The organism is Bacteroides sp. NSJ-39, assembly GCF_014287315.1.
Lineage (GTDB): Bacteria > Bacteroidota > Bacteroidia > Bacteroidales > Bacteroidaceae > Bacteroides > Bacteroides finegoldii.
In genome coordinates, this window is sequence record NZ_JACOOB010000003.1 from 56613 (window position 1) to 77944 (window position 21332).

The window sequence follows — 21332 nt, forward strand, 5'->3', positions numbered from 1 at the left end:
GTTACCATCTTCTTTACCATTTATAGTTTTGTACTAAATCTTGGTTTTTATTAATCGCACTTTGCGGGATAGGGAACAGATAGAAACTTGGTGTAAACACTCTCTTTTCTATTACCGTACGTTGGAAGAAATCTTCCGGATATTCTTCCTTGCCGGGAGTACCCTTAGCCTGAATATTCATACCATGAATATCCCCTTTTTCCGTTTCTTCTGCTGTCAGCCAACGACGGCTGTCGTAGAAGTTGATACCCTCGAAAGCAAATTCCACACGACGTTCACGATGAATCAAATCCCTCAATTTATCCTGATCATTCATAGCTTCAGGATATGCTTCCTCAATATTCTTCAGTCCGGCACGATTGCGAACCGCGTTCCAATAAGTCAATAAATTCGGATCTTTCAGTTCACCCAATTCAATAGTAGCCTCTACATAATTCAGCAGAATCTCAGCATAACGGATATAAGGTAATTCACGTTTTACGTTCTTCGTAGGACTTGCTTCATATTCCGGCATGGCCAGTTTCACCATATTATATCCTGTTGTAAAGTGATTGTGAGAAGCATCCGGACCATTATTCCCATTTTTATACATCTCCAGATAGATTTTTTCACTTGCTTTTTTCGGAATAAACCAAGACATACCGCCATAGACTATCGACACATAGAAACGAGGTTCACGACCTACAAACATATTATAGGTTTTCCGCTCTTTACCTTCACATGGATTTGTAAACTGAGAGTATCCGACTTCTTGATATCCTGCATCCGGATCAATAATCGGTGTGGTACGGTCATCATCCGTATACCCTGTAATCGGGAAACGTCCGGTTTCTAACATAGCATACGCATCCACAATTTCTTGAGTAGGATTGTAACCTCCTCCCCAACCACCATTACTATTAGGCGCAAGACGTTTATCAATAGTACCATTATCTTCCAGGAAAGAGAAGATCATTTCTTTATTTTGCGAAGTAGTAAATACGGATTTATAAGAAGTATAAGGATCAATTTCACCCATATTCGCACCACTTTCATAAAGTACTTTGACCAAATCATAATTACCATCCTTTATAAGGCTCAAAGCAGCCTGACGGGCCAACTCCCATTTATTCTTGTCATACGTCAACGGAAATAACGGAGTTCCATCCGCATTACGAATATTGGCATACTTAGAATTACCATTGAACTGTGGACTGGCAGATTGTAAGAGAATACGTGCCAGATAAGCTTTAGCAATTCCCCTATTCATTCGAGCATAAGTCTCGCCCTCTGACTTTAAAGGTAAGGGAGAATTTTCTATCAAATCCGTAAACTCTTCTGTAATCCATTGCACACATTCATCCCAAGTGTTACGTTCACGAAACATATCCGTACCAGAGAAATCCGGCTGTTCATCTTTCAATAGAATGACCGGTCCGTACATACGCATCAACTGTGCATAGTAATAAGCACGCACACAACGAATTTCCGCTTTCCACTGTTCACGAGTATCATAGGTCAACCGTGGATCCGGGCATTTATCTACATTCTGAAGAAAGTATGTAGCTTCGCGGATCGCTTTATAAAAAGTATACCATTTATCATATTGTGCAGATGAAGCACTCCATACCCCCATATCAAAAGTATGTACATTGGTATAGGCCACATCTACATCACTAGTACTATAAGTATCCGGCATATTAAATGGGTATGTATCGCGGATATAAGAATATACTCCGAACATTGCGTTCTGTGTAGACGAGTAAGTCTCATAAATCTGTTCCGGAGAACGCAAATCCTCGGGAGACGTATCCAAAAACGAATCACAAGATGATATAGTCAAGGCTGCGGCAGCCAAAAACATAATACGTTTCATATATTTGGATTTCATAATCAACATGTCTTTTAGTATTAGAAATTAATATTTAAACCTACATTAAATACACGTGTCGGCGGATACTTCCTTCCATCACCGGAGCCTAGTTCCGGGTCGAACAGATGAACATCCGGTGCCCAAGTCAACAAATTTACTCCTGATACATACAGACGTAAATTTTGTATAGCCATCTTCTCCATCCATCTCTTTGGGAATGTATAACCTATTTCAGCATTCTTCAGGCGAAGGTAAGCCGCATTACGTACCCAAAATGATGATTTCTTGGTATTATTATTATCCAAAGCATCACTCGGACGGATTGTACGTGGATAGCGTGCATTCGGGTTAGGATTATCCACAGTCCAGCGATCTTCCATCACTCCTTTCAGAAATCCGTTATTATTTTTGTAACCGGAAGAAAAAGGAACCACAGCAGAACCCTCTTCAAAAATAGATACACGTGCAGTCCCCTGGAAAAATATAGAAACATCAAACCCTTTCCATTCTATAGCTCCCCCAAATCCATAAGTGATTTCAGGAATATCACAGAAACCAACAGGCATCTTGTCGTAATCATCAATAACGCCATCGCCATTCAAATCGCGATATTTAATATCTCCCGGACGTAAACGGCTATGATTACCTTCGCTAAACTGAATCGGGCTACGGTCAATCTCTCCTTGTGATTCAAACAATCCGACTGCCTCCCATCCGAATTTCTGATAGATTCTCTGCCCTACAGAATTCATCCATGGATATTTATTCAGAGCATCGCCATTACGAAGAATCTCATTGTTCGCATAAGTAAATGTTCCACGTCCAGTCACATTCACCTGACCAATTTTATCATGGTATTCTAATGAACCGTCAAAGCCCCAACTCTTCATTTTCCCGATATTCACCATTGGTACAGTAGTCATACCGACATAAGCAGGAATATTATTATTGCGTACAAAGATATGATCACGCACATCATGATACCAATCTCCCTGAATTTCCAGTTTATTAAATAATCCCAATTCAAATCCATAATTTTGTTTGGTGGAAACCTCCCAACCAACATTGGGATTTGCTACTTCATTCACACGCTCACCACTCGTCTTAGTATAGTTTCCATAAACATAACTACCAGTATTAGCAACTGTCCCCAAATAGATAAAACGAACATCCCCACCAATCTGATCATTACCTACTTGTCCGACAGATGCTTTCAATTTCAATTTTGAAACGACATCTGTCAATGGCGAGAAGAACTTTTCATTGGATACATACCATCCCACAGCCACCGCCGGAAAGAAACCTACCCGATGACCGGCTGCGAAATTTTCCGACCCATTGTATCCGAAATTTCCTTCTATAAAATAGCGGCTATCATAATCATAAGTCAAACGTCCAGCTAGTCCCTGATTCTTATAAGGCAACGATTTGATAGAAGATATATTATCCTTATAATCTTTATTTCTGTACGTTTCATTTTTAATCCGCTGGTTATACAGGAACAAACCTCCCACACGATGTTTTCCAAACAAGCGATTATAAGTAATAGAAGCCTCTAAATAGGTCGCATTATTTCCCCCAGACTTATTATCAAACCATGGACCTCCTTTGGCAGTTTCCGGTTCTGAGTTGAATACAAGTTCTCCATTTGTATCACGGCGTATAGCATGCCATATTTCATCCTGTTGCGTATATTTATTACCATGCCATGCCTGTGTATCAAATGCAAACTTGATATTAGCCTTCAATCCTTCAGTAATGAAAGAGAAATCCTGATCCAGACTGACCATTGAATTTAATGTGCTTTGCCAATCTTCCACATATCCTCCCCTAGTAACTTGCCAATAAGGATTCGTTACTCCTTTTTCTCCACCCCAATATCCATTGGAATATTGAATGGGAAACGCGTTCGGTTCAAGAGCGAATGCATATTTCCAAATATCATCAGAATTAGCAGCATCCCTCTTTTTGGTAAGAAATCCTCCTAAGGTCAATGAAAGAACCGTAGTAGGATGTAAATTAATATCTACATTCGATCGAAAATTATAGCGTTGATAATCTGGATTACCATTATAAGACTCTCCTTTGCCGGTCATAAACAAACCATCTTCATGATAATAGCCGGCAGAAATAAAGTAACGTGCAATTTCACCGCCACCACTCACATTGGCAGTGACACGTTGATTGAACGTATGTTTCTTGAAAACAGACTTCAGCCAGTTCACATTCGGATACAAGTCTCCGTCTGTATGATTTCTATATTTTTCAATATCACTTTGGCTGTAAGTTCCCGGCACAGCCTCATTATACATATTGGCAAAATCCACAGCGTCCGCCATTTCAGGGATTTTGGTAGGAGCTACCATACCCGCTTCCATTTTGATTGAAATTTTCGGCTTACCCTCAGAACCACGTTTTGTTTTAATCAATACAACACCGTTTGCGCCACGTACACCGTAAAGAGCAGTAGCAGTAGCATCTTTCAATAAAGAAAAGCTTTCAATTTCTTCCGGATCAAGCAGGTCGAGCGAACGCTCTACACCGTCAACAAGAATCAGAGGTGTCTTATTCGCACCAAAAGTAGAAATACCACGAATCCAAAATTCTGCCGAGCTACCTGGAGAACCATCACGCTGAATAGAAACAACACCTCCTAACTGACCAGCCAAATTGGTAGATATAGAAGCACTGGGAACTTTCAGATTACTAACACTCAATGTACTGATAGAACCAATCACACTTTCTTTACGTTGCGTACCGTAACCCACTACCTGTACTTCTTCAAGCACTGTATCATCGGTATTCATCTCAATAAGCAAATTATTTGTCGAGGGGGAGATCTCCTTTTCTATATTAGCATATCCCAAATAGCTGATTACCAATGTTACGGTCTTACCCCCCGGAACGTTGATATTGAAATTACCATCCATATCCGTAGTACCTCCGATACTAGTATCTTTCAACCACACACTGGCACCGATAAGAGTCTCCTTCGTATTCTTATCTATAATCTTACCTGCTAATTTTCTAGTAGCAGCCTTCTTCCCTTCCTGAAATACTTCAGTCACTGCACCTGACGCATACGTCGATGCAAAAGGTGCCGCAAAAAAATAAATGATGATAAGAGCACTAACCAAGCGTCGTAATGAGAAATCTAACTTACGTGCAATTTCATTCATAATACATGATTTAATGTTATTAATTTAAGTTTGAGATGTTTTAGATTGTTGCAACCAATTTCTAAATTCATATTCGCAAAGATAAGCGAGAGAATCTTTTTTCATGGCGAATCCCGTACAAAAGAACAAGAATATCGTAAAACTACACTTTTTTCTTACCGCCATACCACCGTTTTATTTCTATTTGTTCTTAATGTGAACGATTTTATCGTTACCCCCTAACAAAAAAAATGTCTCATCTCAATCGTCCTGATATAAAATCAGAATAATTCAGATAAGACACACTAAATTTATAAGAGAAGCTATCAGTGATAACTAAATTTTCAAATCACGTATTTTTTCTATTTCCAGTCCCGTTATCTGTGAGATAGTATCAAGGGGTATATTCAAAGACTTCATATTTCGTGCCATTTCTTTCTTTTCTTCCTCACGTCCTTTCGCAAGTCCTTCTTCAAGTCCTTCCGCACGACCTTCCACACGGCCCTCTGCACGACCTTCCGCACGCTCCGTAAATATATTATCTCTCAATATTACAATATTATCCAAATGCCGATAATAAGCTTCAAGCTCGGTTTTCGTCATTTTATCAAGTTTCAATCGCTCGCGGGCCTCCTCCAGTCCCGGTGCTGTGGCGCTGTCAGGGATATCACCTGTATTCAAATAACATATCCACTCTTCCAACGGGCTCTTGGCTACCTGATTGAAATCATTCACTTTCAATATATAATATTCCGGATAAAGTTGGCTCACAGCATCTACCTTGAACGTTTGTCTCTGAAAAGGAGTCAACTCCAGCACATCATTCTGATGAATACCTCTGAACTCCGTTTTTCCGTGATAAACCGTATCCTTTCCGCTACCTAATGAAAAATAGACAATATTGATACTATATATTTTACGTACTTTATCATAGCCTTCTCCACGATTAATGTATTCGGTCACCAACTTGGAAGTGCCGAACAGCATACGTTGAAAATAAGCATACTCATTATTATTCTGAACTTCGATCAGAATAAGCTCTCCCTTAGAGTTTTCGGCAAGCATATCTACCCGATTATACTTGTCAAACTCGTCCTCTTGATTGCTTTCGCTTTCCAACAACTTCTGAATAACAATTTTTTCATTGAGAAGTGTTGTCAAAAAGCCCTCAAGAACTGCAAAATTGGCTTTATTACGCAATAAGCGCTTCATAGCCCAATCGAAACGAATATAATTACTTGCCATAGACTCGTCTCCTTTCTCGTTATCTTTTTTCATGCAAACAAAGGTAAGCAGAAAATGTTTAATATCAAGTATATATATCCAATAAAATGATTTACTATACCTTTATATATACTACCGAACGCCCCACTCCATACTTCTTCAAAACACCTTGTTCGATGAAAGCATTAATATCCTGCAATGCCTGTGTTTTCGTTTTTCCAACGAGCAGGGCATAATCCTGCCGATTAATGCATGGGTGCTCTTTTAGAAACCTTTCTAACCGTTGCAGGCACTTTTCCTCTGGCAACGGATTTTTCACACGAAAGGGTGAATGATAACGCCGTAATTCAAGACCACTCTCAATATCCTTCTTAAATTGGCGATTCACACGAAAATTAATATCTTTCAGAGATATAGACGGCGAACGCAATTCTTTTGCCTCCTTCACCTTCTTGTCAACACTCAACGAAAGGCTAAAATAACCGATATCCCCTAATTCAACAGAGAATCCTTTTAAAAGCAAATGCCTCAATTCTTTTGATATAGCCTCTATGATACCCACCACCTGCGCATGGGGCATATGCTGAAGCACAGTCACTTGTTCTACAAATTCTTCGGCTGTATAACTTCCCTTCAACACTACACGTGCATGCAAAGGCTGTTCTTCTCCGCTTTTAGCAAGGTCGGGAGTTTCATAAAGATCATAATTTACACTCATTATTGATTAGTTCTTTATTAGGAGAGATAAACATCTTCCCTCCCATAGATTTATTTTCTAAAGTACATTTCTATTTTCGTTTGACTTAACTCAAGCGATAGTTCAACTTAAGTCATTCTTTCGTTTAACTTAAGTCAAACGAAAACAAACATACTAACGAGACAAATGTACATAGAATATACAGATACTAATCTATACTAACCGAGATTTAATTTTATCCGATAAATTATTCCAAAGAGCATAAACATATTCACCAGTAATTATCCAAGATTTGAACGATTTTTTTGTTCGTTTTCAAAAGTTTTGTTCCACCGCCAAAAAGATTGCCTATCATTTGTTTATGCAGCTTATTCTTCCTAATATTGTCCTATACTAATGAAAACCAATACAGATAAAACAAATCCCCATGCAAAAAGTATTTCTTTTGATAGCCATACAAATCCTGTGCTTACATTCATTCGTGGTGAATGCACAGCGTATTTTCTCCACCTCTTATACAATGGATGATGGATTAGCCGCCAACAGAGTATACAGCATTTTGCAAGATTCATGCGGATTTATGTGGTTCGGAACCGATGACGGCTTGAGCAGGTTCGATGGCATCTCATTCAAAAACTACTATCTATCAGAATATATCAACGCAACAACCAGTAACAGTGTCAAGAAAATATTTATCGACCGCAGGGGCAGAATGTGGATAGGATTGGATACCGGAATCGTCATTTACGACTCGAAGACAGACACTTTCCAACCTTTCCATGCCAAAACTGAAACCGGAGAGATGATACGAACATACGTCACCGATATGATAGAGGACAGCGACGGAGAAGTATGGATTGCAACAAGCGGAGAAGGACTTTACCGTTTTTCTCCCCATGATGAAATCAAACTCAAAGTCTATCGGAATATTCCCAGAGAAACGAACAGCATTTCGCAAAACATCATCATGACATTACAGCAGGACAGCAAACAAAACATTTGGATAGGTACTTATTCAGAAGGTTTATGTTGTTTTAATAAACAAAGTAACACGTTCGTCACTTACAAAAAGAGCAGTCACCCTAATAGTTTATCAGATAATTCCATTCAGAAAGTGTTTGAAGACTCATACGGCAATTTATGGATAGGAACTTTTCAGAACGGGCTCGACCTGTTCAATCCTGTGGCTAAAACTTTCACCAACTACCAGGACAGAAGTCCAAACAACCTATTATATCATATCCACGATATTAAAGAATACAGACCTGGCGAGTTGTTCATTTCATCCGACAACGGTATGGGAATTTTTAAAGCAGACAAAGGAGAAATTATACAATCCGACAATCCGAATCTGAAAATAAGAACCGGAGCCAATAAGTTTATATATACCATCTATATAGATAAGGAAGAAAGCCTCTGGCTGGGCTCCTATTTCGATGGAATCAAATTCTATTCGGCATTTCAAAATAATTTCAAATATTATAGCTGTTCATCATCGTCCACACCACAATCAGGAAAAGTAATCAATGTTATCAAAGAAGACAAAGATGATAAATACTGGATAGGTACGGATGACAATGGCATTTTCCGATTTGATGCCAAAACTCAAGAAATTACCCCTTTCCGGGATGCAGCCAGTATAGGCACAACTTACTATTGTATACACGATCTGCTGGTAGACAGAGATAAACTATATGCCGCCACTTATGGAAGAGGTTTGGAGGTGATTGATTTAAAAACAGGAAAAGTGGAAAGTTTTCTCAATAACCCGGAAGATTCAACATCTATCCCCTCCTCACGGGTATTCACTCTATATAAAGCCAGTAATGGATGTATTTACGTGGGCACCTCTGCAGGATTCTGTTACTATAACCCCGAAAAAAACAATTTCATCAGAATCGGTTCTTTTACAGGCAAAATATCGGATATCATTGAAGATTACTTCGGAAGAATATGGATAGGAACAAGTATCAGTGGATTATATTCATACAATGTCAGAACCCAAAAGATAACATCTTATCAACGTTCGGATCATCCGAATTCACTAACAAAGAATGTAATCACCACGCTAGCTATCGACAACAAGAAACGACTATGGGTGGGAACTTATGGGCAAGGACTTTGTAGATATAATGATGAAACAGATGATTTTACCAGACACGACTACCTAAAGTTGCCGAATAAAATCATCACTTCCATTATCCCTAAAGGAGACTTACTATGGATTAGTACCAATAAGGGACTTGCTGTATATAATCCGGATACAGAATATCTGAAAACCTATTCGAAATCAAACGGACTATACAATGAACAATTCACACCATGTTCAGGCTTTGAATCTTCTGACGGTAGACTATTTTGGGGTTCGACAGACGGTTTCTGTTATTTCTTCCCGCAAGACTTAAGAGAAAACACATACAATCCACCTGTCGTCCTCACCAATATGACCATTTTCGGAAAAGAGATACAGGCTGATACATCCCATTCACTCATTCGCCAATCCATAGGATATACAGATGAGATTGTGTTGAAATATAACCAGTCCATGATCGGATTCGATTTTGCCGCACTAAGTTACATTGCTCCCAAAGAGAATGATTATCAATATATGCTGGAAGGTCTGGATAGCGAATGGCAGTTCACTAAAGGAAATAATAACCATCTTTCCTATGCAAACTTACCCGTCGGTGAATATGTATTAAGGGTCAAGGGAACGAACAGCGATAAACTATGGAGCAATAATGAAGTACAACTAAAAATCAAGGTGCTGCCTCCATTCTTCCGGTCGCAACTGGCTTATCTGATCTATGCCCTCGTCCTGTTGATTGCGATTATGTTAACCGTATGGTATTACGTAAAACGCACGGAGAAACGTCAGAAAGAACGTATCAAGAGGCTGAACGATGAAAAAGAAAAAGAGCTCTATAACTCCAAAATAGATTTCTTCACTAACATTGCTCATGAAATTCGAACTCCTTTGAGCCTTATTATCGGCCCATTGGAATACCTGATGAAAACTTCAAGTATCAACAATGTGTATGGGGAATACCTAAGTATTATTGAACAGAATTACAAACGTTTGTATGCGCTTGTCACCCAATTGCTGGATTTCCGCAAAGTAGATACGGGATCTTATAAACTATCGTATGACTGTTACCGGATTAAAGAAATAATCTGCAAAGTAACCTGTATCTTTGAATTATCTGCCAGACAAAAGAAAGTGACGATTGACACTTCCTCTATCCCGGAAAAACTGAGCATTGTCATAGATGAAGAAGCTTTTACCAAGATTATCAGCAATCTACTAAGCAATGCCTTGAAATATGCCAAAAGCACGATTCGTATTACAACTACAGAAAAGGATTCCGAGATAGTAGTCACCGTAACCGATGACGGTATAGGCATCACCGATCAAGAAAAGACTAAAATATTCGACGCATTCTATCAGGTTAAGAACAACAGTGAAATAAATAAACTGGGCATTGGTATCGGGCTTCACATGACACGCTCACTCGTCCAATTAATGAATGGAAAGATCGAAGTCAGCGATAGGGAAGACGGTGAAAACGGTGTTTCTATTTCTGTCTATTTCCCTAAGCAAGCAGTCATCACTGCGGCGCTACAAGTAACAAAACGGGTAGAAGACACAATTATTCCTGAAAGCAGCCCAGAAAATATAGAAGAAAATGAACTGGAAAGCACTCTTCCCGGCGAACCGTTGAAAAAACAATATGCCATTATGGTTGTGGACGACAACCCGGAGATTCTGGATTTCCTTTCCAAAATTCTGTCTGAGGAATATTTTGTCATATCGGCTTCGAGTGGAGAGGAAGCGTTGCAAATCCTTGAAAAAAATAACATTGGCCTCATCATCAGTGATGTGATGATGGAGGAAATGGACGGGTTCAAACTCTGTGGGAAAATTAAAAGCAACATCAATATTTCCCACGTTCCTGTCATTCTGCTGACAGCCAAAACGGATACGGAAAGTAAAATCAAAGGACTGGAAGCCGGTGCGGATGCATATATAGAGAAACCATTCTCACCTTTCCACCTGAAAGCACAATTGCTGAACTTACTCAAGAAAAGGGAAAGTCAGCAGAAAACGTATGCCTCTACTCCGTTATCCGATCTGCACTCCGCTGTCCACAATAAATTGGATGAAGAATTTATGAATAAATGTACCGAAATCATCCAGAATAATATTGAGGACTCCGAATTTTCGGTAAACACACTGGCACAGGAACTGGGAATGAGCCGTACCTCTGTATTTACCAAAATCAAAGGCATTATTGGCATGACTCCCAATGATTTCATCAAGGTCACCCGACTAAAGAAAGCCTGCAAAATGATGGTGGAGGGAGAATATCGGGTTACCGAAATAGGATTTCTCGTCGGGTTCAGCTCTTCTTCCTACTTTGCCAAATGTTTTCAGAAGCAATTTGGAATGTTACCGACAGAGTTTCTCAAAAAAATAAAAGAAGCCCCCTCATCCGCAACAAAATAAGTCGGCAAGCATTCTCCCTCTAAGCTAAATCTTAAGATTTTATTAAATTCTCCTTATAATATAAGGTAAGGAGAATCTTTTTTTTTACTTTTGTCCCCAAATATTATGGTACAAGCCATTCTAAAAGAAAGAATTATGCAGAAAAACCTTGTCATTGTCGAGTCTCCGGCAAAAGCAAAAACGATCGAGAAGTTTCTTGGGAAAGATTTCAAGGTCCTTTCAAGTTATGGACATATACGCGATCTGAAGAAAAAAGAATTCAGCATTGACGTAAAGAAGGACTTCAAACCCGACTACGAAATTCCGGCAGACAAAAAGGCTCTGGTTAGTACACTGAAAGCAGAAGCAAAAAGCGCAGAAACCGTATGGCTCGCATCCGATGAGGACCGCGAGGGGGAGGCTATTGCCTGGCATCTGTACGAAGTCTTAAAACTAAAACCTGAAAACACCAAACGAATCGTATTTCATGAAATTACAAAGAGCGCAATCTTAAAAGCGATCGAACGACCACGCGATATTGATCTCAACCTCGTAAATGCACAGCAGGCACGACGGATTCTGGACCGTATCGTAGGTTTCGAACTTTCACCTGTACTCTGGAGAAAAGTAAAACCGGCCCTCTCTGCCGGACGTGTTCAGTCGGTTGCTGTTCGTCTGATTGTAGAGCGTGAACGTGAAATACATGCCTTCAAGACAGAAGCCGCTTATCGCGTCACCGCCATATTCCTCGTTCCGGACACAGATGGCAAGTCGGTGGAGATGAAAGCGGAACTGACACGTCGCATCAAGACGAAAGAAGAAGCAAGAGCTTTCCTCGAAGCTTGTCAGGGAGCCACTTTTACAATCGAAGATATCACTACCCGTCCGGTAAAGAAAACACCTCCTGCACCGTTCACCACTTCTACGTTGCAACAGGAAGCTGCACGTAAATTGGGATATACCGTTGCGCAGACCATGATGCTTGCACAACGCCTGTACGAATCGGGATTTATCACTTATATGCGTACGGACTCTGTCAACCTCTCGGATTTTGCAACAATAGGAAGCAAAGAGGCTATCATTAAAATGATGGGAGAAAACTACGTACATCCCCGTCACTTCGAGACAAAGACCAAAGGTGCACAGGAAGCTCATGAGGCTATCCGCCCCACCTATATGGAAAACCAATCCATCGAAGGGTCAGCGCAGGAAAAAAAATTGTACGACTTGATATGGAAACGCACCATCGCTTCCCAGATGGCAGACGCGGAGCTGGAAAAGACAACTGCTACAATCAGCATAAGCGGTAACAAAGATGTATTCACAGCTACCGGCGAAGTGATCAAGTTCGACGGATTCCTGCATGTATACCGTGAGTCCTACGATGATGACAATGAACAGGAAGATGAAAGCCGCTTATTACCTCCTTTGAAAAAAGGCCAGCGACTGGAATACGGCCCTATCATCGCAACCGAACGGTTCACTCAACGCCCGCCACGCTACACGGAAGCAAGTCTTGTGCGCAAACTGGAAGAATTGGGTATCGGACGTCCGTCTACGTACGCTCCGACAATTTCCACTATCCAACAACGCGAATATGTAGAGAAAGGAAACAAAGATGGGGAAGAACGCCTGTTCAACGTATTAACCCTGAGAGAAAATCAGATTAAAGACGAAAATCATACTGAAATAACCGGTGCGGAAAAAGCGAAATTATTTCCTACGGACACAGGTATAGTAGTCAATGATTTCCTCACTGAATATTTCCCGAACATTTTGGATTACAACTTCACAGCCAGTGTAGAAAAGGAATTTGACGAAATTGCAGAAGGAGAAGCGCAATGGACTTCCATCATGAAAACTTTTTATGATAAGTTCCACCCGTCTGTAGAAAACACTCTGGCTATCAAGACTGAACATAAGGTAGGAGAACGCATATTGGGAGAAGATCCGGTAAGTGGCAAACCTGTTTCAGTTAAGATTGGACGTTTCGGTCCTGTCGCACAGATCGGAACGGCAGATGATGAAGAAAAGCCTCGCTTTGCACAAATGAAGAAAGGGCAATCTATGGAAACCATTACATTGGAAGAGGCACTGGAATTATTCAAATTACCCCGTACATTAGGCGAATACGAAGGAAAAACAGTAAGTGTGGGTGTGGGGCGTTTCGGTCCTTATGTTTTACATAACAAGGTATATGTATCTCTGCCGAAAGCTGCCGATCCGATGACCATCACTTTGGAAGAAGCGGAGCAACTAATTCTGGAAAAACGCCAGAAGGAGATGGAACGTCACCTCAAGAAGTTTGAAGAAGAACCGGAACTTGAAATTCTGAACGGACGTTACGGACCTTATATCACTTACAAAGGTTCCAACTATAAGATTCCCAAAGATATTGTTCCACAGGATTTGACATTGAAGAGTTGCTTGGAACTAATCAAGGTACAGAACGAAAAAGAACCTGGTACAACCAAGAAAAGGAAAACGGCTCCAAAGAAAAAATAAACGGAAAAAAGGTGTTGCTCTGATAATCATTGCAACACCTTTTTTCCGTTTATAACATATTGTTCAAGAGAATATTACATTCTGGCAGGAACTTCAATACCCAGCAGTCCCATTCCTAAACGAACGACTTTAGCCACATTGGCAGAAAGAGCGATACGGAATACTTTCACCGCTTCATTCTCTTCACGTAAAATGCTGAAGTCATGATAGAACTGATTATATTCTTTCACCAAATCATATGTATAGTTGGCAATAATAGACGGGCTGTAATCTTCACCGGCTTGCTTCACAACGGCTGCAAAATCAGCTACCATCTGAATCAGTCCTTCTTCCTTTTCACTCAATTCGATTCCTGCCGGGATTTGTTCGGGAACAACAATACCGGATTCGGCCGCTTTCCGCAGAACCGATTGGATACGCGCGTAGGTATATTGTATGAACGGTCCGGTATTACCATTGAAATCAATAGATTCTTTCGGATTGAATGTCATATTCTTACGGGCATCAACCTTGAGGATAAAGTATTTCAAAGCACCCAACCCCACAATACGAGCGATATCATCCGCTTCTTCCTGTGTCAAGCCATCCAACTTGCCAAGTTCCTGTGAGGTTTCTTTAGCGGTAGCGATCATCTCTTCCATCAAATCGTCGGCATCCACTACTGTACCCTCACGGGATTTCATCTTACCTTCCGGCAATTCCACCATTCCGTAAGAGAAATGCACCAGACTCTTTCCCCACTCAAAACCCAATTTATCGAGCAAGATAGAAAGTACCTGGAAGTGATAATTCTGCTCATTACCCACAACGTAAATCATCTTGTCAATCGGATAATCAGCGAAACGAAGTTTGGCCGTACCAATATCCTGTGTCATGTAGACAGAGGTTCCGTCACCACGAAGAAGCAGTTTGTGATCCAATCCTTCGGCAGTCAGGTCCGCCCATACGGAACCATCTTCTTTCTTGAAGAAGAAACCTTTCTCGAGCCCTTCCATCACCTTCTCTTTTCCTTCGAGGTAAGTATTGGATTCATAATATATCTTGTCGAAGCCGACACCCATCATCTTGTAAGTCTCATCAAATCCTGCATATACCCAGTTGTTCATCATCTCCCACAATCCGCGTACTTCCGGGTCACCGGCTTCCCACTTCACCAACATCTCACGGGCTTCCTGCATCAACGGAGATTCCGCTTCGGCTTTCGCCTTCGCTTCTTCATCGTTCATCCCCTGAGCTGTAAATTGAGCCATCAGTTCCTTCACTTCGGCTTTATAATGCTTATCGAAAGATACATAATAGTCACCCACCAGATGATCGCCCTTCTTGCCCGAAGTCTCAGGTGTTTCACCGTTTCCGTATTTCTTCCATGCCAACATGGATTTACAGATATGGATACCACGGTCGTTTACGATATTAGTCTTTACTACCTTGTTGCCGTTGGCAGCCACAATGTTAGCCAATGCGTTACCTAAAAGGTTATTGCGCACATGTCCCAAGTGAAGCGGTTTGTTTGTATTCGGAGAAGAATACTCGATCATTACCAACGGAGAAGTTTCGGTAGCTTTTACCAGACCATATTGCTCGTCAGCCTGAATCTCATTGAGCAGTTCAATCCAGGTAGCCGACGCAATAGTCAGGTTCAAGAACCCTTTTATCACATTAAAAGCAGCTACAGCCGGTTCGTTGGCTTTCAGATACTCACCGATTTCCTGGGCTGTCTGCTCCGGTCCTTTTCTTGACATTTTCAGGAAAGGGAACACGACCAAAGTCAGATGTCCTTCAAATTCTTTCTTCGTTTTTTGCAACTGCACCATCTTTTCAGGGACTTCCTGACCGTAGAGTGCTTTGAGTCCGTTGATGACGGACGCTACAAGTTTATCTTCTATCTTCATAATCAAGTTGTTTCTTGGGCGCAAAGATACAAAAAAAGGAGACGTTTCACGCCTCCTCTCCTAAATTAAATTCTTTCAACTATCTATCTTATTCAATAGCTGCAGATAATTCAGCACCGGCTTTAAATTTAGCTACTTTCTTAGCGGGAATAGTAATAGTTGCTTTTGTAGAAGGGTTAATACCTGTTCTTTCAGCTCTTTCGCTTACAGAGAAAGTACCAAAACCAACGAGAGATACTTTCTCACCGGCTTTCATGGCATTAGTAACTGAAGTGACAAAAGCATCAAGTGCCTTTTTTGCATCGGCTTTGCTCATTTGAGCTTCGGCAGCCATTGCATTAATAAGATCAGACTTATTCATAATACGTAAAATGATTAATTAATATATATGTTACACAAAAGATTCTCCCACAATGGATTAATTCTACAAATATAGCCGAACAAAACAACATATCAAATAAAAACATAAAAAAAACGCAGCAAATTATTGAAAAAGAGCTAATAGGAAGTACTTTTCATGCTTTAAAACAGAATTTATTCGTACTTTTGCATCTATTATCATAATATTCAGAATAAAAAAATGATGCCAACTGTAACTAAAAACCTGATAATTATCAATGTACTAATGTTTTTCGGTACATTCGTAGCACAACGCTATGGAGTAGATCTGACTAATTATCTGGGATTACATTTTTTCCTCGCAAGTGACTTCAATCCGGCACAGCTTATCACTTATATGTTTATGCATGGCGGATTCAGCCATATTTTCTTTAATATGTTCGCCGTTTTCATGTTCGGTCCGATTCTCGAACAAACATGGGGACCCAGACGTTTTCTGTTCTATTATATCCTTTGTGGTATCGGTGCGGGAGTTATCCAAGAAGGAGTACAATATATTCAATATGCAACAGAACTCAGCCAATACTCACAAGTAAATATAGGTACCGGTATTATTCCCATGGAAGAGTATCTGAACATGATGACTACCGTAGGTGCTTCAGGAGCTGTCTATGCCATATTGCTGGCATTCGGTATGCTGTTTCCTGACAATCGGTTGTTTATCTTCCCGCTACCTTTTCCGATCAAAGCCAAATTTTTCGTAATCGGATATGCCGCAATTGAGTTATGGTCAGGACTTGCCAACAACATAGGAGACAACGTCGCCCACTTCGCCCATTTAGGCGGAATGCTGTTCGGACTGATACTGATTTTGTATTGGAGAAAAAAAAGTAATAACAATGGGACATATTATAGCTGATTTGAAGGAAACATTCAGAAGAGGAAACATTTTTATCCAACTGATTTATATCAATGTCGGTATCTTTGTGATCGGCACATTGATTCATGTTTTTCTACGACTGTTTGAAGTCAACACTCTCGATATATTCAACATATTCGCTTTACCGGCCTCTCTTATCGGGTTTATCCATCAACCGTGGTCGTTGTTTACCTATATGTTTATGCATGCCGGTATTCTGCACATTCTATTCAATATGCTTTGGCTATACTGGTTCGGGAGTTTATTTCTTTATTTTTTCTCGGCAAAGCATTTAAGAGGGCTATATATATTGGGAGGTATCTGCGGAGGTTTGCTTTATATGGTCGCCTACAACGTATTTCCTTTATTCAGCTCACAAGTGACCGGAGCAACGTTAGTCGGGGCTTCCGCTTCCGTACTGGCTATCGTAGCGGCTACGGCCTATCGTGAACCCAACTATAGGGTGCAACTTTTTCTTTTCGGTGCTGTCCGTCTCAAATATCTCGCACTGGTCGTTATCGGAATTGATGTACTGTCTATTACCTCAAGTAATGCCGGAGGACACATTGCCCATCTAGGAGGCGCTCTTGCCGGGCTCTGGTTTGCAGCCAGTCTAAGCAAAGGGACTGACTTAACTTCCTGGATTAACTGGATTCTGGATGGTTTCATCTCTCTTTTCCAAAAGAAAACATGGGAACGCAAACCTAAAATGAAAGTACACTATGGCAGTAATGCTACCGAACGACGGAAAGATTATGATTATAATGCCCATAAAAAAGCACAATCTGACGAAGTGGACCGTATTCTGGAAAAGCTGAAAAAATCCGGTTACGACAGTCTGACGACAGAAGAAAAGAAAAGCTTGTTCGACGCAAGCAAAAGATAAAAGAATGGAACATATTGGCAAAATTGTCGCATATCTGATACTGGCTATCAACGCATTCTTCGTGGGAACGCTGATATTAAGCGCTTATAGCCCCTATCTCAGCCCCAAAGTCAATCCGTTAGTTTCCTGTCTCGGACTCGCATTTCCAATATTCCTGATTATCAATCTATTTTTCCTGTTTCTTTGGGCATTTGTCAATTACAGATATGCATTACTACCCGTCATCGGTTTTCTGATTTGCTTTCCGCAAATACGGACTTATATTCCTTTCAACTCTACTACCCGGACAATACCGGAAGGAAGTATCAAAGTTCTGTCTTACAATGTAATGAGCTTTAGTAATCTGAAGAAGAAAGATGGGAAGAATCCAATTTTATCTTATCTGAAAAACAGTAATGCAGACATTATCTGTCTGCAAGAATACAACACAGCCAGCAATAAAAAGTTCGTAACGGAGCAGGATGTAAAGAAAGCGTTGAAAGCGTATCCCTATCAATCCATTCGCCAACAAAGGAAAGGAGATGTGCAGCTTGCCTGTTTCTCCAGATTCCCGATACTCTCGTCACAACTTATTGAGTATAAAAGTGATTATAACGGCTCTATGAAATATGTGCTGAATGTAAATAATGACACTATTACATTAATCAACAATCACTTGGAATCCAACAAACTCACCAAAGAAGACAGAGGGATCTATGAAGATATGATAAAAGATCCGAATGCTAAAAAAGTAAAGACCGGGCTCCGACAACTAATTCGAAAACTAGGGGAAGCATCGGCTATCCGTGCCTCCCAAGCAGATTCCGTAGCGAGAATCATTACAGAAAACCATTATCCTACAATGATTGTATGTGGAGATTTCAACGACGGTTCTATTTCGTATACCCACCGGGTTCTCACTCAAGAACTGGATGACGCTTTCACACAGTCCGGTAAAGGATTGGGAATCTCCTATAACCAGAACAAGTTCTACTTCCGAATCGACAATATCCTGATTAGTCCTGACCTGAGAGCCTATAATTGTACTGTAGACCGTTCTATTAAGGCTTCGGACCACTATCCGATTTGGTGTTATATCAGCAAACGATAAAAACGGAGAATTCTATATTATAAAACACATAATGATGATTAAAAAGACATTAACCCTTTTAGCAGTAAGTTGTATGATGTACTCCTGTGCTACAAAAACAGAAAGTAATCCTTTCTTTGCAGAGTTCCAAACCGAGTATGGCGTTCCTTCCTTTGACAAAATCAAATTGGAACATTATGAGCCTGCCTTCCTGAAAGGTATCGAGGAACAAAATCAAAACATCGAAGCTATCATCGAAAGTCCGGAAATCCCTACATTCGAAAATACCATCGTGGCATTGGATAACAGTGCACCAATCCTGGATCGGGTAAGCGCTATTTTCTTCAATATGACAGATGCTGAAACAACCGACTCATTAACTGCGCTATCCATCAAGCTAGCTCCGGTTCTTTCGGAACATGAAGACAATATATCCTTGAATGAGAAACTTTTCAAGCGTGTAAACGATGTCTACCAACGAAAAGATTCCCTGAATCTGACCACAGAGCAGAAACGCCTGCTGGACAAGACCTACAAACAGTTTGTCCGTTCAGGCGCCAATCTTAGCGCAGAAAAACAGGCACGTTTGCGTGAAATAAACAAAGAACTGTCCACACTTGGTATCACATTCAGCAATAATGTACTGAACGAGAATAATGCGTACCAGCTCTTCGTCGAGAAAGAAGAGGATTTAGCAGGATTGCCCGAATGGTTCCGTCAAAGTGCAGCTGAAGAAGCAAAAGCCGCCGGACAACCGGGCAAATGGTTATTTACTCTGCATAACGCCAGCCGTCTGCCATTCCTGCAATATGCCGAGAATCGTCCGCTTCGGGAACAAATATACAAAGCGTATATCAATCGGGGAAATAATAACAATGAGAACGACAACAAAGAGAACATCCGCAAAATCGTTTCTCTCCGTTTGGAAAAAGCAAAATTGTTAGGTTTCGACTGTTACGCAAATTTCGTGCTGGATGAGACGATGGCTAAAAACGCGACGAACGTAATGGACCTTTTGAACAATCTTTGGAGCTATGCACTGCCTAAAGCCAAAGAAAAGGCCGCCGAGCTTCAAAAGCTGATGGACAAGGAAGGTAAAGGCGAAAAGTTGGAGGCATGGGACTGGTGGTACTATACCGAAAAGCTACGAAAAGAGAAATATAATCTGTCCGAAGAGGAGACAAAGCCCTATTTTAAATTGGAAAATGTACGTGAAGGTGCTTTTGCCGTAGCCAACAAGTTATATGGTATCACTTTCAACAAGCTGAAAGGAATTCCGACCTATCATCCGGATGTTGAGGTGTTTGAAGTGAAAGACACTGACGGTTCTCAACTCGGTATTTTCTATGTGGACTATTTCCCGCGTGCCGGAAAAAGCGGAGGTGCCTGGATGAGTAATTACCGTGAGCAACAAGGAGCAACCCGTCCGTTAGTGTGCAACGTTTGCAGTTTCACCAAACCGGTAGGCGATACTCCATCACTATTGACAATGGATGAAGTGGAAACCTTGTTCCACGAATTTGGACATGCCCTACACGGCTTACTGACAAAATGTGAATACAAGGGAACATCCGGCACAAACGTAGTACGTGACTTTGTAGAACTCCCTTCTCAAATCAACGAACATTGGGCTACCGAACCAGAGGTACTGAAAATGTATGCCAAACATTATCAGACCGGAGAAGTAATCCCCGATGAAATCATCGAAAAGATACTGCAACAGAAGACTTTCAATCAAGGATTCATGACTACCGAATTGCTGGCAGCCGCTATCCTCGACATGAACCTGCACACAATAACAGATGTAAATAATATTGATATACTTTCATTCGAGAAAGAAGCGATGGACAAACTCAATCTGATCCCTGAGATAGCGCCACGTTACCGCGTTACTTACTTCAATCATATCATCGGTGGGTACGCTGCCGGATATTACAGTTATCTGTGGGCCAACGTATTGGATAACGATGCTTTTGAAGCTTTCAAAGAACACGGAGTTTTTGATAAAACCACCGCAGATCTGTTCCGCCACAATGTTTTGGAAAAAGGAGACAGTGAAGACCCGATGGTGCTTTATAAAAATTTCCGAGGAACAGAGCCTAGCTTGGAACCATTATTGAAAAACAGGGGAATGAAATAATTCTGCAAAAAAGCCCTTAAACATCAAATATTTGAGGGCTTGTTACATATAAATGTGAAAAAAAAACTATATTTGCAGCCTTGTATGCGGCAAAAAGAACTTGTATACGACAGAATTTAACTGAATATTAAATTAAAAAAGTAATCATCATAAATTAAAAGTAAA

Annotated in this window: 12 protein-coding genes; 6 read left to right on the plus strand and 6 right to left on the minus strand. The window is 40.6% G+C overall.

Annotated features, from left to right (window positions below; all coding sequences use genetic code 11):
- Positions 1–13: 13 nt before the first annotated feature.
- The 4 genes from H8S63_RS04855 to H8S63_RS04870 all read right to left on the minus strand — a co-directional run bounded on the left by H8S63_RS04855 (position 14) and on the right by H8S63_RS04870 (position 6952).
- Positions 14–1870, minus strand: a complete 1857-nt coding sequence (locus H8S63_RS04855; RefSeq protein WP_022276228.1) for a RagB/SusD family nutrient uptake outer membrane protein — start codon at positions 1868–1870, stop codon at positions 14–16.
- A 20-nt stretch (positions 1871–1890) separates the two neighbouring features.
- Complete coding sequence (locus H8S63_RS04860) at positions 1891–5031, minus strand: TonB-dependent receptor (protein ID WP_186925892.1); 3141 nt, start codon at positions 5029–5031, stop codon at positions 1891–1893.
- 315 nt (positions 5032–5346) lie between these two features.
- Positions 5347–6288 (minus strand): Rpn family recombination-promoting nuclease/putative transposase, encoded by a 942-nt coding sequence (locus tag H8S63_RS04865; RefSeq protein WP_055279394.1) that lies wholly within the window; start codon positions 6286–6288, stop codon positions 5347–5349.
- A 61-nt stretch (positions 6289–6349) separates the two neighbouring features.
- A complete protein-coding gene (locus tag H8S63_RS04870) occupies positions 6350–6952 on the minus strand; it encodes a DNA-binding protein (RefSeq protein ID WP_186925893.1) in 603 nt (200 codons plus the stop codon).
- 406 nt (positions 6953–7358) lie between these two features.
- On the opposite strand from H8S63_RS04870, the gene H8S63_RS04875 reads away from it, so the two are divergent.
- Entirely contained in the window at positions 7359–11438 is a 4080-nt protein-coding gene (locus H8S63_RS04875; RefSeq protein ID WP_055279393.1) for a hybrid sensor histidine kinase/response regulator transcription factor, read from the plus strand.
- A gap of 135 nt (positions 11439–11573) precedes the next feature.
- Positions 11574–13922: a type I DNA topoisomerase gene (gene topA / locus H8S63_RS04880; protein WP_186925894.1), complete on the plus strand. Its 2349-nt coding sequence runs from the start codon at positions 11574–11576 to the stop codon at positions 13920–13922.
- 74 nt (positions 13923–13996) lie between these two features.
- Here topA and argS read toward each other — a convergent pair whose 3' ends face one another.
- Positions 13997–15814: an arginine--tRNA ligase gene (gene argS, locus H8S63_RS04885; protein ID WP_022276223.1), complete on the minus strand. Its 1818-nt coding sequence runs from the start codon at positions 15812–15814 to the stop codon at positions 13997–13999.
- Positions 15815–15902: 88 nt separating this feature from the next.
- On the minus strand, positions 15903–16175 hold the full coding sequence (locus H8S63_RS04890) for an HU family DNA-binding protein (protein ID WP_186925895.1): 273 nt from the start codon (positions 16173–16175) through the stop codon (positions 15903–15905).
- Between the two features lie 222 nt (positions 16176–16397).
- On the opposite strand from H8S63_RS04890, the gene H8S63_RS04895 reads away from it, so the two are divergent.
- Genes H8S63_RS04895 through H8S63_RS04910 form a run of 4 tightly spaced genes read left to right on the plus strand, consistent with a single transcriptional unit; the run spans position 16398 to position 21167 of the window.
- On the plus strand, positions 16398–17072 hold the full coding sequence (locus H8S63_RS04895) for a rhomboid family intramembrane serine protease (RefSeq protein ID WP_007762035.1): 675 nt from the start codon (positions 16398–16400) through the stop codon (positions 17070–17072).
- Entirely contained in the window at positions 17053–17958 is a 906-nt protein-coding gene (locus H8S63_RS04900; RefSeq protein ID WP_186925896.1) for a rhomboid family intramembrane serine protease, read from the plus strand. Before H8S63_RS04895 ends, H8S63_RS04900 begins: the two co-directional genes overlap by 20 nt.
- 4 nt (positions 17959–17962) lie before the next feature.
- Positions 17963–19048 (plus strand): endonuclease/exonuclease/phosphatase family protein, encoded by a 1086-nt coding sequence (locus tag H8S63_RS04905; protein ID WP_186925897.1) that lies wholly within the window; start codon positions 17963–17965, stop codon positions 19046–19048.
- Between the two features lie 31 nt (positions 19049–19079).
- A complete protein-coding gene (locus H8S63_RS04910; protein ID WP_370527602.1) occupies positions 19080–21167 on the plus strand; it encodes a M3 family metallopeptidase in 2088 nt (695 codons plus the stop codon).
- Positions 21168–21332 lie beyond the last annotated feature (165 nt).